Annotated in this window: 12 protein-coding genes; 1 reads left to right on the forward strand and 11 read right to left on the reverse strand. The window is 67.4% G+C overall.

Annotated features, from left to right (window positions below):
• Positions 1-48: 48 nt before the first annotated feature.
• Positions 49-954, reverse strand: a complete 906-nt coding sequence (locus DOM67_RS03715) for an alpha/beta fold hydrolase (RefSeq protein WP_110674323.1) — start codon at positions 952-954, stop codon at positions 49-51.
• Positions 938-1,747, reverse strand: coding sequence for an alpha/beta hydrolase (locus DOM67_RS03720; protein ID WP_110674324.1), 810 nt, complete (start codon positions 1,745-1,747; stop codon positions 938-940). Before DOM67_RS03720 ends, DOM67_RS03715 begins: the two co-directional genes overlap by 17 nt.
• 369 nt (positions 1,748-2,116) lie before the next feature.
• On the opposite strand from DOM67_RS03720, the gene DOM67_RS03725 reads away from it, so the two are divergent.
• The gene (locus tag DOM67_RS03725; protein ID WP_188115142.1) at positions 2,117-3,064 is read left to right on the forward strand and encodes an AEC family transporter; all 948 of its coding nucleotides are present in this window, start codon (positions 2,117-2,119) and stop codon (positions 3,062-3,064) included.
• Positions 3,065-3,161: 97 nt separating this feature from the next.
• On the opposite strand, the gene DOM67_RS03730 is transcribed toward DOM67_RS03725, so the two are convergent.
• From DOM67_RS03730 to DOM67_RS03770, 9 genes are all read right to left on the reverse strand, one after another.
• The gene (locus DOM67_RS03730; protein ID WP_110674325.1) at positions 3,162-4,742 is read right to left on the reverse strand and encodes an aldehyde dehydrogenase (NADP(+)); all 1,581 of its coding nucleotides are present in this window, start codon (positions 4,740-4,742) and stop codon (positions 3,162-3,164) included.
• 129 nt (positions 4,743-4,871) lie between these two features.
• The gene (locus tag DOM67_RS03735; RefSeq protein WP_110674326.1) at positions 4,872-5,615 is read right to left on the reverse strand and encodes a FadR/GntR family transcriptional regulator; all 744 of its coding nucleotides are present in this window, start codon (positions 5,613-5,615) and stop codon (positions 4,872-4,874) included.
• A 126-nt stretch (positions 5,616-5,741) separates the two neighbouring features.
• Positions 5,742-6,542: an NAD(P)-dependent oxidoreductase gene (locus DOM67_RS03740; protein ID WP_110674327.1), complete on the reverse strand. Its 801-nt coding sequence runs from the start codon at positions 6,540-6,542 to the stop codon at positions 5,742-5,744.
• 60 nt (positions 6,543-6,602) lie between these two features.
• Positions 6,603-7,883: a TRAP transporter large permease gene (locus DOM67_RS03745; RefSeq protein WP_110674328.1), complete on the reverse strand. Its 1,281-nt coding sequence runs from the start codon at positions 7,881-7,883 to the stop codon at positions 6,603-6,605.
• 2 nt (positions 7,884-7,885) lie between these two features.
• Positions 7,886-8,404: a TRAP transporter small permease gene (locus DOM67_RS03750; RefSeq protein ID WP_232825122.1), complete on the reverse strand. Its 519-nt coding sequence runs from the start codon at positions 8,402-8,404 to the stop codon at positions 7,886-7,888.
• A gap of 77 nt (positions 8,405-8,481) precedes the next feature.
• Positions 8,482-9,483, reverse strand: a complete 1,002-nt coding sequence (locus tag DOM67_RS03755; RefSeq protein ID WP_110674329.1) for a TRAP transporter substrate-binding protein — start codon at positions 9,481-9,483, stop codon at positions 8,482-8,484.
• 219 nt (positions 9,484-9,702) lie between these two features.
• Positions 9,703-11,556, reverse strand: a complete 1,854-nt coding sequence (locus tag DOM67_RS03760; protein ID WP_110674330.1) for a GGDEF domain-containing protein — start codon at positions 11,554-11,556, stop codon at positions 9,703-9,705.
• Positions 11,557-11,781: 225 nt separating this feature from the next.
• Complete coding sequence (locus tag DOM67_RS03765) at positions 11,782-13,110, reverse strand: enolase C-terminal domain-like protein (protein WP_110674331.1); 1,329 nt, start codon at positions 13,108-13,110, stop codon at positions 11,782-11,784.
• A 169-nt stretch (positions 13,111-13,279) separates the two neighbouring features.
• Entirely contained in the window at positions 13,280-14,410 is a 1,131-nt protein-coding gene (locus tag DOM67_RS03770) for a mandelate racemase/muconate lactonizing enzyme family protein (protein WP_188115143.1), read from the reverse strand.
• Positions 14,411-14,476 lie beyond the last annotated feature (66 nt).

Consider the following 14,476-nt stretch of genomic DNA (forward strand, 5'->3'; position numbering starts at 1 on the left):
TCCTGCTCCGTCATGCCCTTGCCCACTGCCGCTGTCCACACCGGCCGCTCACTCGCTCACCGCGGCGGCGCCCAATTGGGTGAAGCGTACGACCTCCGCCGCCACCTGCGCCACCCGCGTGCGCTCGAGATGCAGATGGTGGCCGCCACTCATCACCCGTCGCTGCAGCCGGCGCACCCGTCGGCAGCTCTCGGCCAGTTGCTCACGTTCGCCCAGCACCCCGGCGGTGGCCTGAATCAGCAACGTCGGCGCGACGATCTCATCGAGCATGGCCAGCATCTGCTCCGGGCTCAGCCGCAGCAGCGAGGGCCAGACCAGGCGCCGGTCGCTGCGCCAATAGAGCAGGCCATCCTCGCCACGCCGCAGCGCGCGCTCGACGATCGGCCGTGCGGTGTCGGCATCCAGTCGCGTGCGGCCGCCATTGACCCGGGCATCGAGCGCCGCTTCCAGGGTGGCGTATCCGCGTTCGCCACGCCGCGGCCGTCGGCGCGCGCGCAGTCCCAGCCGCAACTGATCCGCGGTCTGTTGTGGCGTGGTGGTCAGCGGGGCAAGACCATCGAGCAGCACCAGCCGAGCCACCCGCTCCGGCAGCGCGGCGGCGAGCAGGCTCGCCACCCCCGCGCCCATGGAGTGGCCGAGCAGTGTCAGCGGCGCCGGCCCCAGCGACTCGACCACCCCGACCAGCTCGGGCAGATAGCTCCAGGGTGAGTAATCGCCCCCCTCCCCGCGATGCGGTGAGCGGCCGTGGCCGGGCAGGTCCAGCGCCACCACCCGGATGCCCAGCGCCTCGACCAGCAGCGGCGCCAGGCGCGAGAAGGTCGCGGCGTTGTCGAGCCAGCCGTGCAGCGCCAGCCACACCGGGGCCTCCGCCGAGCCCCACACCTGCGCCGCCAGCCCCGCCTCTCCGAGCGTCGTCTCGATCGCCCCCTCGCTTGCCTTATCGCTCGACGACATGCTGCCCCTCCCGCATCCGGTCGAGCGCAGCGAGCAGCGCCGTCCGGGTCGCCTCGGGGTGCTCGAACGGGAACATGTGGCCGCCGGGCACGCAGCCGAGAGTGACCCCGGCCCGTGCGAGCTGGCGCCGCCGGGCGGCGGTCAGCAGGGTCGACGTCTCGCCGGCGATCACCGTGAGCGGCACCTCCAGACGCTTGAGCACACCGGAGAGGTGGTCGGGCAGATGCCGAAACACCGCGGCTTCATGGCGTGGGGCGAACAGCAGACGGGCCGCCCCCTGCTCGTCGAGCCGGGTGGCACCGCTGACGTAATCCGCCAGCGCCGCCTCGGTGAAGCCCTTGAACAGCGTGCGCTGGCGCAGCGAGTGGTGCATCGCCTCGCGGCTCGGCCAGTGCTCGCGCCGCTTGAGGGTCTTGCCGGCCGGGGTGATACGGTCGATGACACCGGTCAGCTTGGCCAGCTTGAGCATCCACGCATCGCGCCCGATCAGCAGCGGCGGGTCGAGGGCGATCACCGCGCGGAAGTGTTCCGGCGCGCGGCATGCGCCCATGATCGAGAGCACCCCACCCATCGAGTGGCCCACCGCGATCACCGGCCGGCCCACCGCGCGGACCGCATCGAGGTACTCGTCGCAGAGCGAATGCCAGTTGCGGTCGACCGGAAAATCGGGATGGTGAGCCAGACGCTCCAGGGGGTGAAGCTCGAAGCGCTCGCCCAGCGGCGCCAGCAGGGTACGGTAGCTGGCACCGGTAAAGCCGTTGGCGTGGGCAAAGACCAGGGGTTGAAGCAGCATCGATTGTCGGATTCCCGTAAACTGTCGCCTTTTCGTCGAACGTCCCCGCCTCGGGGCCGCTACGGCGCACCCCGGCACGCCCCTGTCCGGGCGCTGCCGCGGGCCGACGTTTGGACTCGCGCTGACTGCGCGAGTTCTCGTTTTCTACACAAGCTCGGGGCCTCTCGACAAGCGCTGGTCGTCTACACCGCTTCCGCTTGTCGACGCAGACCCTCGCTTCCACACCGCTCTCGTTGTCTAAAAAAGGATTGTACCGTGTCCCGCAAAGGTTCCCATCGCGACACTCGACTGAGAAATCGGCTGTTCTGGGCCGTCATCGTCGCCGCCCTGGTGGTCGGCTTCTGGCTGGTTCGCGGCGGAGAGTGACCCATGGGCCTGCTGGCGGCATTTACCCATACCCTCGAAATCACCCTGCCGGTCTTTCTGATGGTGTTCCTCGGCCTGGGCCTCAAGCGCCTGGGCTGGATCGATGCCGCCTTCATCAATACCGCCTCATCGCTGGTATTCCGGGTGACCATGCCGACGCTTCTGTTCCTCAGCATCATCCAGGCGGACCTCGACAGCGCCCTGCAGCCACGGCTGATCCTCTACTTCGTCGGCTTCACCCTGGCGAGCTTCGGCCTCGCCTGGCTGTGGGCGATCTGGCGTCACCCCTACGTCGAGCGCGGGATCTTCACCCAGGGCGCCTGCCGCGCCAACAACGGCATCGTCGGTCTGGCGCTGGCGGCCAGCCAGTACGGTGACTATGGGCTGTCGGTGGGCGGCATCATGGCCGGCGCGGTGATCGTGGTCTACAACGTGGTCTCGGTGATCGTGCTCTCGGTCTACAGCCAGGACGTGCCCACCGACCTGCGCTCGCTGGCACGCAACCTGGCCAAGAATCCGCTGATCCTGAGCGTGGTGCTGGCGATCCCGGTGGCGCTGCTGGGGCTCGATCTCCCCGCCTGGCTGCTCACCTCCGGCGGCTATCTGGGCTCGATGTCGCTGCCGCTGGGCCTGATCTGCATCGGCGGCACGCTATCGGTCACAGCGTTCAAACGCGGCAGCACCATCGCCCTGGATGCCAGCCTGTGGAAGCTGGCATGGGTCCCCCTACTGGGTGTCCTCGGCGCCCTGGCGCTGGGCATCCGCGGGCCGGCCCTGGGCATCCTGTTCCTGTTCCTGGGCAGCCCCGGCGCAGCCGCCTCCTTCGTCATGGCCAAGGCGTTCAAGGCCAACGACAAGCTGGCCGCCAACATCATCGTGATCACCACCTTCGGCTCGATGTTCAGCCTGAGCCTGGGGTTGATCGTGCTGAAGTGGCTGGGACTGGTGTAGATACTAGACACCCGGACACCCATCGAGCCCCACTGGGGAAACGCCGAGGGCCGCACGAAGGCGGCCCTCGGGTGTCGCTACATCAAGCTGACTGCGCTCAGTGCTCGCGCTGGCCGTCGACCAGGCGCGAGAGCGCCAGCGGATTGCTCTCCTCGAGCGCCCGCGGGCGCAGCGCATCGGGTAGGTTCTGATAGCACACCGGGCGCAGGAAGCGCTGGATCGCCGCACTGCCCACGGAGGTGGTGCGAGCATCCGAGGTGGCCGGAAAGGGGCCACCGTGGACCATCGCATCGCACACCTCGACCCCGGTGGGCCAGCCGTTGGCCATGATGCGCCCGGCCTTGCGCTCCAGCGTCGGCAGCAGCGCACGCGCCGCGTCGACGTCGGCGTCATCCATCTGCAGGGTGGCGGTGAGCTGCCCTTCCAGCGCCTCGGCAACCCGCTTGACCTCGGCGGCGTCGCGACAAGCGACCACCAGTCCCGCAGCGCCGAAGATCTCGCCCTGCAGCGCGGCATCATCGAGCAGCGCTTCGCCACGGGTCATGAAGAGCGCGCTGATACAGCGGTTGGGCTGACCCTCGGCGGCTACCCCGCGGGCCACTTCGTGCACCTGTGGATGCGCCGAGAGCGTCGCCACACCGTGGGTGTAGGCGTCATGAATGCCCGGCGTCAGCATGGTCTGGGGCTGGCTCTCCTCGACCGCCGTGGCGGCCGCCTCGACGAAGGCATCCAGCTCGGGGCCTTCGACCGCGATCACCAACCCAGGGTTGGTGCAGAACTGCCCGGCACCCAGGGTGAGCGAGCCAACGAACGCCGCGCCCAGCTCGCGGCCCCGGGCGGCAAGCGCCGCCGGCAGCAGGAATACCGGATTGGTGCTGCTCATCTCGGCATAGAACGGGATCGGCTCGGGGCGCTGCTGAGCAATCTGCTGCAGTGCCAGCCCGCCCTTGCGCGAGCCGGTGAAACCGCCGGCCTTGATGCGCGGGTCGGCGACCAGTGCCTGCCCCACTTCCAGCCCCGAATCGTGTAGCAGCGAGAATACGCCCTCGGGCAGGCCACAGCGCGCCACCGCCGCCTGCACCGCACGCCCCACCAGTTCGCAGGTGCCCGGGTGGGCCGGGTGCGCCTTGACCACCACAGGGCAGCCGGCAGCGAGGGCCGAGGCGGTATCGCCGCCGGCGACCGAGAACGCCAGCGGGAAGTTGCTGGCGCCGAACACCGCCACCGGCCCCAGGGCGATATGACGCTGACGCAGATCCGCCCGCGGCAGCGGCTCGCGCTGGGGCAGCGCCGGATCGACGCGCACGTCCAGCCACTCGCCGTCACGCACCACCCGCGCGAACAGGCGCAGCTGACCGCAGGTGCGGCCGCGCTCGCCCTCGATGCGCGCCCGCGGCAGGCCGCTCTCGGCCACCGCCCGGTCGATCAGCGGCTCGCCGATGGCTTCGATCTCCTCGGCGATCGCTTCCAGAAAGGCGGCACGCGCCTCACTGGCAGTCTCGCGATAGCTATCGAAAGCGGCGCCAGCCAGTTCGCAGGCGCGGGCGACGTCCTCGACGCTGCCACCCTGGAATTCGGTCGGCAGACGCTCTCCGCTGGCCGGGTCGATGGCCACGATGGGATCGCGACTGCCCTTGATCGCCTGCTGCCCAATCAACAATTCGCCAGTCAACTTCACGTTGCCTCCTGCACCGATGGTCGGATGTGATAACGCCGAGCGGCGCGCCCCCTCGGGGCAGCGTCGACTCGGCGCGGGTGGAGATCGTCGGCCGCGGGCAGGTGACGCCACGGCCGCGGGGCGGCGGTGTCAGCCGCTGGGGCGATCCAGATAGACGGCGTAGTTATCGTACGCGCGCTGGAGATGTCGCAGCATGGCGTCGCGCGCCGCTGCCGGCTGACCCGCCACGATGGCCTCGAGCACGTCGGCGTGCTCCCGCGCCACTCGCTCAAGGTAGTGGGTCATGGCTGCCGGGTCGAGTTCCACCGCCACCAGCTTGGTGCGCGGGATGGCCCCTTCGTGCAGTTGATCGTACAGAGTGACGAAGAAGGGATTGTGGCTGGCCTCGACGATGGCGCGGTGGAAGCGATAATCCTCCTGGCGCGCCTGGCCGCCTTCACGGCTGGCAGCGACCAGCGCCTCGTGGGCCCGCGTCAACGCCTCGATGTCGGCATCACTGCGCCGCTCGGCGGCCAGCGCCGCGGCTTGCGAATCCAGTGCCAGGCGCAGTTCGAGCACATGGAGAATGTCCTCCACCGTGGTGGCGCTGATGCGGCGCGCCGGGAAGGCACTGGCCGGCGCCGAGCGCAGCACCCGGGTACCGATGCCGCGACGTGTCTCCACCAGCCCCATCGACTTGAGATGGGCGATCGCCTCACGCACCGCGGTACGGCTGACCCCGAACATGTCGCACAGCTTGCTCTCGGTCGGCAGCTTGTCGCCCACCGGGATCTTGCCCTCGGTGATCAGGGCTTCGAGCTGGCGCGCGATCTGGCGCGACAGGCTCTCCTGCATCGAGATGCGCTGCACGCTGAAGGCCTGGGTCTGCTCCATCGTTTCCTCTACCTCTGCTGTGCCGGATATCGCCGTGGCATGTCACCACCCCGTGGCCCGCTGGCGTGGCCGCGGCCTGACTGTCGCTGGCCGCTAGCATACCAGCTCGCCCGACAAGCGCGTCATTCACCCCTCGTCGGGGTGCCCCAGGGCAACGAACTTGCCGCCCTGGAAGCGCACCGCCGGGTCACCCGGGTCGAGCCGGCCGTCGGCAGCCTCGACCGCCTCGCGCCAGGGCGCCGAGCTCTGACGCGGGCGCCAGCCGAGGAACTGCGCATGGCAGTTGTCCCACCACTGCTCGGCGTTGTCGGAAGCGCCGTAGACCACGGTGTGCCCCAGGTGGGGCGCGGCGAAGGCGCGCCCCAGCAGGTCGACGAGATCCTCCACCCCGAGCCAGGTCGCCAGCATGCGGGTGTCCTTGGGCTGAGGGAAACAGGAGCCGATGCGCAGGCTGAGCGTCTCGATGCCGAACTTGTCGTGATAGAGGCTGGCGAGATCCTCGCCGAAACACTTGGAGACGCCATAGAGCGAATCGGGCCGGTGCGGCACCTGGCTGTCGAGGCGCGTGGTGCGCGGATAGAAGCCGATGGTGTGATTGGAGCTGGCGAAGACCACCCGTGGCCGGCCGTGCTGGCGCACCGCTTCATAGAGATTGTAGACGCCGACGATATTGGCCTGGAGGATCTCGGCCCACGGCTTCTCCACCGAGATGCCGCCAAGGTGGATCACTCCGTCGCAGCCCTCGACCAGCCGCGCCACCGCCGCGGCATCCGCAAGCTCGCAGGTGACGATCTCCTCGTGGGCGGCGGCCGCGCCCGGATCGACGATATCGGAAAGCCGAACCTGGTGTGCCAGCCCCGCGAGATGGGGGCGAATCGCCTGCCCCACGCCACCGGCGGCACCGGTCACCAGTAATCGATTCAGCATGGCGTAACTCCCTCGTGTTCGATGGCAAAGCGGAGAGTGCCCGGCCTACCGGGCACGGGTTCACTGCAGTAGATGGGGCAGCGTCAGCGAGACCGCCGGCACATAGGTGACCAGCATCAGCACCGCGAACAGCGCTAGATAGAACGGCCAGATGGTCTTCACCGTCTGCTCGATCTTGATCCCGCCGATCGCGCTGCCCACGAACAGGCAGCCCCCCACCGGTGGCGTGCAGAGTCCGATGCCCAGATTCATCATCATCAGGATGCCGAACTGGGTCGGGTCCATGCCGAACTGCTGTGCCACCGGCAGAAAGATCGGGGTACAGATCAGGATCAGCGGCGCCATGTCCATGATCATGCCCAGCACCAGCAGCAGCAGGTTGAGCATCAGCAGCACCACGACCGGATTGTCGGAGACCGAGGTCAGACCGTTGGCGAGCATCTCGGGCACGCTGTAGAGCGCCAGCAGATAGGAGAACGCCGAGGCGCAGCCGACCAGGATCATCACCAGCGCCGTGGTCTTGACCGCCTGATAGACCGCGGTCTTGAACGCCGCCCAGCGCAGCTCGCGGTAGACCAGCCCGGTGACCACGATGGCGTAGATCGCGCCGAAGGCGCCGGACTCGGTCACCGTGAGAACCCCGGAGAGCACGCCGCCGACGATGATCACCGCAGTGAGCAGGCCCGGCAGCGAGGCGAAGAAGCTGATCACCAGTGCGGCCCAGCCAGGGAAAGGTTCGCCGCCGTAGCCGCGCTTCACCGCCACCACGTAGGCAGCCACCGCCAGTGCCAGACACATCAGGATGCCCGGCACGATCCCGGCCACGAACAGCTGGGTGACCGAGATGCCGCCACCCGCGGCCACCGCATAGAGAATCATGTTGTGGCTGGGCGGGATCACCACCCCGGCGATCGACGAGGTGACCGTGACATTGACCGCATAGTCGGTGTCGTAGCCCTTCTCCTTCATCACCGGAATCAGGATCGACCCCAGTGCCGAGGTGTCCGCCACCGCCGAGCCGGAGATACCGCCGAACAGCATCGACGAGGTGACATTGACCATGCCCAGGCCGCCGCGCATGCGCCCGACCGCCGCCGAGGCGAAGCGCACCAGTCGCCGTGAGATACCGCCGTGGAGCATCAGCTCACCGGCGAAGATGAAGAACGGGATCGCCAGCAGCGAGAACACCGAGATCCCCGAGACGATGCGCTGGAAGCCGACGAACAGCGGCAGCCCCTCGTAGAGAAAGGTCACCACCGCCGACAGCCCCACCGCGAAGGCGATCGGCGCGCCCACGATCAGGCCCAGCGCGAAGACTCCGAACAGAATGATCAGCCCCATGGTCAGCGCCCCTTGCGTGTCGACATCGCGCGTTGGATCAGATCCGCGCCGGTAAAGATCACCAGCAGCACCCCGCAGGCCACCAATGGCGCCGAGCGCCAGCTCTCCGACAGGCCCAGCATGGGAATCGGACGGTCGGCGTTGTTGACCATCATCAGCCACCCCTGCCAGGCCATGACGCTGCCGAAGGCGATCACGAAGGCGTCGGCAATCAGCTGCATCAGCAGGCGCAGCGGGCGCGGCGCACCCTCGCGCAGGAAGTCGATGCTCAGATGGGAGTGGAATCTCACCCCGGCGGCAGCCCCCAGACAGGTGATGTAGACCACGATCAACAGCGACGACTGCTCGATCCAGGTCGGGGTGTCGTTGAGCACGTAGCGGCCGAAGACCAGCCAGCCGAAGGAGAAGATCAAAAACACCAGCAGCACGCCAGCAACGATCAGGCAGAGTCGAGCCAACGCATCGAGCACCTTGTCACACGCCGAGGTGCCAGCGGCCATGGGCGGCTGAGAGTCGTTCACGGTGAGATCCTGTCAACTGCGGCGAAGAGGCGGCCGGCGCGCCTCCCGGCGGAGACGCGCCGACCTCGCGAGGGCAATCAGGGGGTCTGACGAATCTCTTCGATCAGTGAGGCAAGCTCGGGATGCTTGTCGGTGAACGCCTGGTAGATCGGCTCCATGCGCTGCTGGAAAGCGGCCTTGTCCTTCACTTGGTTGATCTTCACCCCCGCCTTCTCGACGATCGCACGGCTCTTCGCCACCCGCTCCGCCCACAGCTGGCGCTGCTCCTGAGCGGCATTCTCGGCGGCGGTGCGCACGGCGCGCTGATCGGCGTCGGAGAGCGCCTCCCAGCTCGACTTGGCCACGCACAGGCACTCGGGAATGATCAGGTGCTCGGTGAGCGAGTAGTACTTGGCCACTTCGTAGTGGTTGCTCGACTCGAACGAAGGGAAGTTGTTCTCGGCACCGTCGATGACCCCGGTCTTGAGCGACTGGAACACCTCGCTGTAGGCCATCGGCGTGGCGTTGCCGCCCAGGGCATCGACCATCTGCACGTAGAGATCGTTGTTCATCACCCGCAGCTTGAGCCCCTTGACGTCGTCGGGGGTCTCGATGGGTCGCTTGGTGTCGTAGAAGCTGCGCGCGCCGGAGCCGAACCAGGAGAGCGCGATCAGATTCTTCTCGGCCAGGGCGGCGGCGAAGCGCTTGCCGATGTCACCATCCATGACCCGATACATCTGCTCGACGTTCTTGAACAGAAACGGCAGCGAGAGCACGTCGGTCTCCGGCACCACCGGGCCCATCGGCCCCATGTTGAAGTTACCGAAGTCGAGCGCGCCGCTGCGGGCCTGTTCGATCGCATCCGGCTGATCGCCGAGAACCCCATTGTTGTAGACCTTGGGCTCGACGCGGCCATCGGTGGTCTTGGCGACCTCCTCGGCGAACGATTTCAGCGCCAGCGAGTTGGGGTAGCCATCGGGGTGCACGTTCCACCCGCGCCAGGTCGCCGCCTGGGCACTCAGGCTGGCGCCCAGCAGCACGCCGGCCGCCGCCAGGGAGAGACAGGTACGCGAGACTCGCGGAGAGAAGAGAGAGGTCATGACGCGCTCCATGTTGAATGGGCGCAGCCTTCGAGGGCGTCGCCTGGCATTTCCACCAGACCGATCGCGACGCCGTGCAGGCCGCAATGTTGTTGTCGCCAGCAACATTGCCATACATCATACTTATCCAGACATTAGACTTTGGCATTCTCGATACACCGCGCCTTGGCCTCAGCCATCGGCATCCGTGCCAAGCCCCCACGCTGCCGGCGTCTGCGCTCACTGGCGCCTTTCGTCTGGCGTGGCTGCGTCACCGCCCACGCTGCGCGGCGCGTGGCGGGTGCCCGGCCCGGCCGGCGCCTGCTGCAGGCAGGGCTCGACCGAGGCCGAATAGATCGCCACCGTACTGCGCCCGCCGCGCTTGGCACAGTAGAGCGCTTCGTCGGCCAGTCGCAGCAGGCCGTCGGGGCTTGCACTGTGCATCGGGTAGCTGGCGATACCGGCCGAGAAAGTGACGCGCCCCAGGCACACTTCGCCACGCGTGATCGGCGTCGCACAGAGCCGCCCCAGCAGCCGTTCGAGACGCGCGGCCAGCGCCGCCGGCGAGGTGTGGGAGAACAGCGCAAACTCCTCGCCACCCAGGCGGCAGACGCTCTCACCGGTGTTCTGGTGCGCCTTGAGCAGCCCGGCCAGGGTCACCAGCACGCTGTCGCCGGCGTCATGTCCGAAGCGGTCGTTGATACGCTTGAAGTGGTCGAGATCGAGAATCGCCAGCGTCAGACACTCGCCACGGGATACCGCCCGCCGGCACGCCTGGGCGTAGGCGGCATCGAAGTGACGCCGGTTGTAGAGCCCGGTCAGCGCATCGCGATAGGACAACCCCTCGAGTTCCTCGACCAGTTGCGCCAGCTCCGCGGTGCGCAGCGCCACCTGGTGCTCCAGCGTGTCGTGGGAGCGTGCCAGCTCGCGATGGACCCGATGGTAGCGGTGCAGCGAGATCGCCACACAGGAGAGCGAGAAAGCCAGCGAGCCGAAGCTAAGGGGTATCGGTTGCCACGGGAGGAAGCCGTGGGCCACCAGCATATCGGCCAGCAGCAGCGGCGCGAACACCGCGAAGCAGAGCACAACGGTACGCTGGGAACCATCCAGGGCGCGCCACTGCCATAGCGCCAGTGCCAGCATCGCCGGCAGCGTTGCCACCAGCAGCCCATCGAAGATGGGAAAGGTCAGCGACAGGTTGATCACGCCACCCTGCACCAGCCCCACCACCAGCACCACATAGCCGAGATGCAGCGCCCACAGCCGCCGCATCCAGCGCCGCGCGCTCCCCTTGAGCCAGTGGGCCAGGATCAGCCCGGTCGCCACCGGCAGCATGTAGTAGCTGAAGGCCCGCAGCAGATCCCACCCCAGCGGATTGTCGGCGATCAACTGCCGCGCCGGCGCCTCCGCCAGCAGCATCAGTCCCGAGGCGCCACCGAACAGCGCAATGGCACCGAAGCTGCGCCGCTCGACCCCGCTGACGGCGAAGATCGCGGCGAATACCGCGAGCGCCAGGGCCAGCGCGCTCACCGCCACGTCCCAGGCCGAGCGTCGGATGATCTGACTGTAGGCCTCCCCGCGATCAATCAGGCGTACCTGGCCCCACAGGCCGATGCTGGTGTAATCGGAGAAGACACGCAGACAGAGCGTCTTGCCGGCGAAGTCGCGGGGCAGCGCGATCATGTGCCAGGGCCAGCCGGCAAAGGCGATCCTGTCACCCGCGTCGAAGTCGCCGTACTGGTAGATCAGCCGGCCACCGAGATAGACCTGGGCGATCAGATCGATGCTGGGGATGAACAGCACCGGATCGTGCCATTGATTGTCCGGCAGGCGCAGGCGAAACCACACCTTGTCGCGGCCGTCACGGTCCGGCGGATTGGCCGGAAACGCAATCGGCTGCCACCCGGAGCCAGCAGCGTGTAGCCAGACCGGCAGCCCGTCGCTATCCAGCGGCGAATCGCCCCAGCGATACTCCCAGCCGCGGGGCTCGACGCTCGGTACCTCGCCCTCGGGTTCGCGCATGGTCCAGTTCCAGGCCACGAACATGCCGATCAGCAGTACGCACAGGCCGGTCAAGGCACCGATCACGCGCATTATGAGCTCCCCCTCGCTCAAGGAAGCTCATAGTGTCATGAAACCAAGTGTCAAGATAAGTATCCAAAGGTGATTTAACTAGTCTATTGCTGCTCCTCCGGTGCCCTATTCTGACTTCCTGGTCATGCCCCCCTTATGCCACCTGATGCCCCATCCTGCTGACGCCTCCTAGGTCATGCACGCATCGCGGCGGGTGCTCGCCCGCCGCTCGCAGTCACGCCCGGCTCAGCGCACCAGTGCCGGACGCTTGGGGTCGAAGCGCCAGCCGTCGATCAGATACTGCATCGCCATGGCGTCGTTGCGGCTGCGCACATCGAGGGAGCGGTAGAGCGCGTGGGCCTGCTCGAGCTGCGCCATGTCCAGCTCGACGCCCAGCCCCGGCGTGGTGGGCACACGCAGCTTGCCATCGCGGATCGCCAACGGCTCGCGGGTGAGGCGCTGGCCATCCTGCCAGATCCAGTGGGTATCGATGGCGGTGATCTCCCCCGGGCAGGCGGCAGCGACATGGGTCATCATCGCCAGTGAGATATCGAAGTGGTTGTTGGAGTGCGAGCCCCAGGTCATGCCCCACTCGTGACACAGCTCGCCGACCATCACCGCCCCTTGCATTGTCCAGAAGTGGCAATCCGCCAGCGGAATGTCGACCGCGTTGAGCGCCACCGCGTACTGCAGCTGCTTGAAGTCGGTGGCGATCATGTTGGTGGCGGTCTTCAGGCCTGTGCGTTTCTTGAACTCGGCCATGGTCTCGCGGCCGGACCAGCCCGCCTCCTGACCACAGGGGTCCTCGGCGTAGCTGAGCAGATGCTTGATCGGCTCGAGCACGCGCACCGCTTCGTCGAGCGTCCAGGCGCCGTTGGGGTCGAGGGTCAGCCGCGCCTCGGGGAAGGCGTCGTGCAGAGCGCGAATACACTCCGCCTCCTCCTCGCCGCGCAGCACCCCCCCCTTGAGTTTGAAATCCTTGAAGCCATAGCGGGCATGGGCAGCCTTGGCCAGATCGGCGACCGACTCCGGCGTCAGCGCCTCGCGGCGTCGCACTTCGTCCCAGGCGTCCACCGGGTTGTCGGCTTTCGGGTAGGGCAGATCGGTCTTGGCCGGATCGCCGAGCAGGAACAGATAGCCCAGCGCCTCGACCTCGTCGCGCTGGCGGCCGAAACGCCCCAGCAGATCCGCCACCGGCTGGCCCAGCGCCTGCCCGTAGAGATCGTAGAGCGCCGACTCGATGGCCGTCAGTACGTGCACCGCCACGCGCAGATCGAAGGTCTGCTGCCCGCGCTCCTCACGGCCGTTACTGGCCAGTGCCAGCCGCGCCTGGTTGAGGACCTGCTTGACCTGGTCGATCCGCGCCCCCTCGACCAGCGCCCGGCACGTTTCCAGCCCCTGGAGAATGCCCTCGCTGGAGGGGATCTCCCCCACCCCGCGCTGGCCGCTGTCATCCTCCAGGATCAGCACACAGCGAATGAACCAGGGCGCATGGCCGCCGCTCAGGTTGAGCAGGAAACTGTCATAGCCGGCCACCGGCACGACCGACATCTTGGTGATCTTGGGAAAACTCATCTCGCACTCCTCGGTATGTGATCGTTGCGGGGACGCTGAAGGCACCGGCGAGCAAGATGAAGCTCAAGGCGCCCGGCGCACAGGATCCGGAGCCTATGGGGTATAGGTGAGGATTCCGCGCACCGGGCAACGCAGCGATTCATCTGCGCAGCCATTGATTCAGTGTTTCCTAGCCGCGTTTGCCGAATTCTGCGCTATCCACTGTCCACTGGCGTGCCTGCTCGGTCAGGGTGAAGCCGAGCCCCGGGCGGTCCGGCACCAGCATGCGCCCATCGCGGGTCTCGAGACGTTCGTTGAACAGCGGCTCCAGCCAGTCGAAGTGCTCGACCCAGGGTTCGCTGGGATAGGTCGCCGCCAGGTGCAGGTGAATCTCCATGGCGAAGTGCGGCGCCAGCTGCAGGCCGGCGCTGCTGGCCAGGGTGGCCAGCTTCAGAAACGGCGTGATGCCGCCGATGCGCGGCGCATCCGGCTGGATGATGTCGGCACTGCGATGCTCGATCAGCGCGCGGTGCTCGGCGACGCTGGCGAGCATCTCGCCGGTGGCGATGGGCGTATCCAGGGCGCTGGCCAGCGCGGCGTGCCCTTCGACGTCGTAGGCGTCGAGGGGCTCCTCGATCCACACCAGGTGGTAGGGCTCCATGGCACGGCCGAAACGCAGTGCGGTGGCGCGATCCCACTGCTGGTTGGCGTCGATCATCAGCGGCACGTCGTCACCCAGGTGGCGGCGCACCGCCTCGACGCGCTGCAGGTCGGCCTTCATGTCGGGCTGGCCGACCTTGATCTTGACCCCCTTGATCCCGTTCTCCAGCGACCGGCTGGCGTTCTCCTTGACCTCCTCTATCGGCGTATGCAGGAAGCCCCCGGAGGTGTTGTAGCACTGCACCGAGTCGCGATGGGCACCGATCAGCTTGGCCAGCGGCAGCCCCGCGCGCTTGGCCTTGAGATCCCACAGGCCGACGTCGACGGCGGCGATGGTCTGGGTCGAGAGGCCACTGCGCCCTACCGAGGCGCCGGCCCACACCAGCTTGTGCCACAGCTTGTCGGTGTCGTTGGGGTCCTCGCCGAGGATCGCCGGCGCGATCTCCTTGGCATGGGCGAACTGGCCGTAGCCCCCGGCCCGCTTGGAATAGCTGAAGCCGATTCCACGATGGCCATCACGGGTCTCGATCTCGGCGAACAGAAAAGACACCTCGGTCATCGGCTTCTGGCGCCCGGTCAGCACCTTGGCATCGCTGATCGGCGTCGCCAGGGGCAACAGCACATGGGAGAAACGGATCCAGCTGATGGCGTCGTTGTTCATCGCGTCACCTTGTCTTGTGGCATCGTCGCAGGCCAAGAACAGGGCCGCGGCGGGATTTATCGGGGT

Source organism: Salinicola sp. RZ23 (assembly GCF_003206675.1).
In the GTDB taxonomy this organism is placed as follows: domain Bacteria; phylum Pseudomonadota; class Gammaproteobacteria; order Pseudomonadales; family Halomonadaceae; genus Salinicola; species Salinicola endophyticus.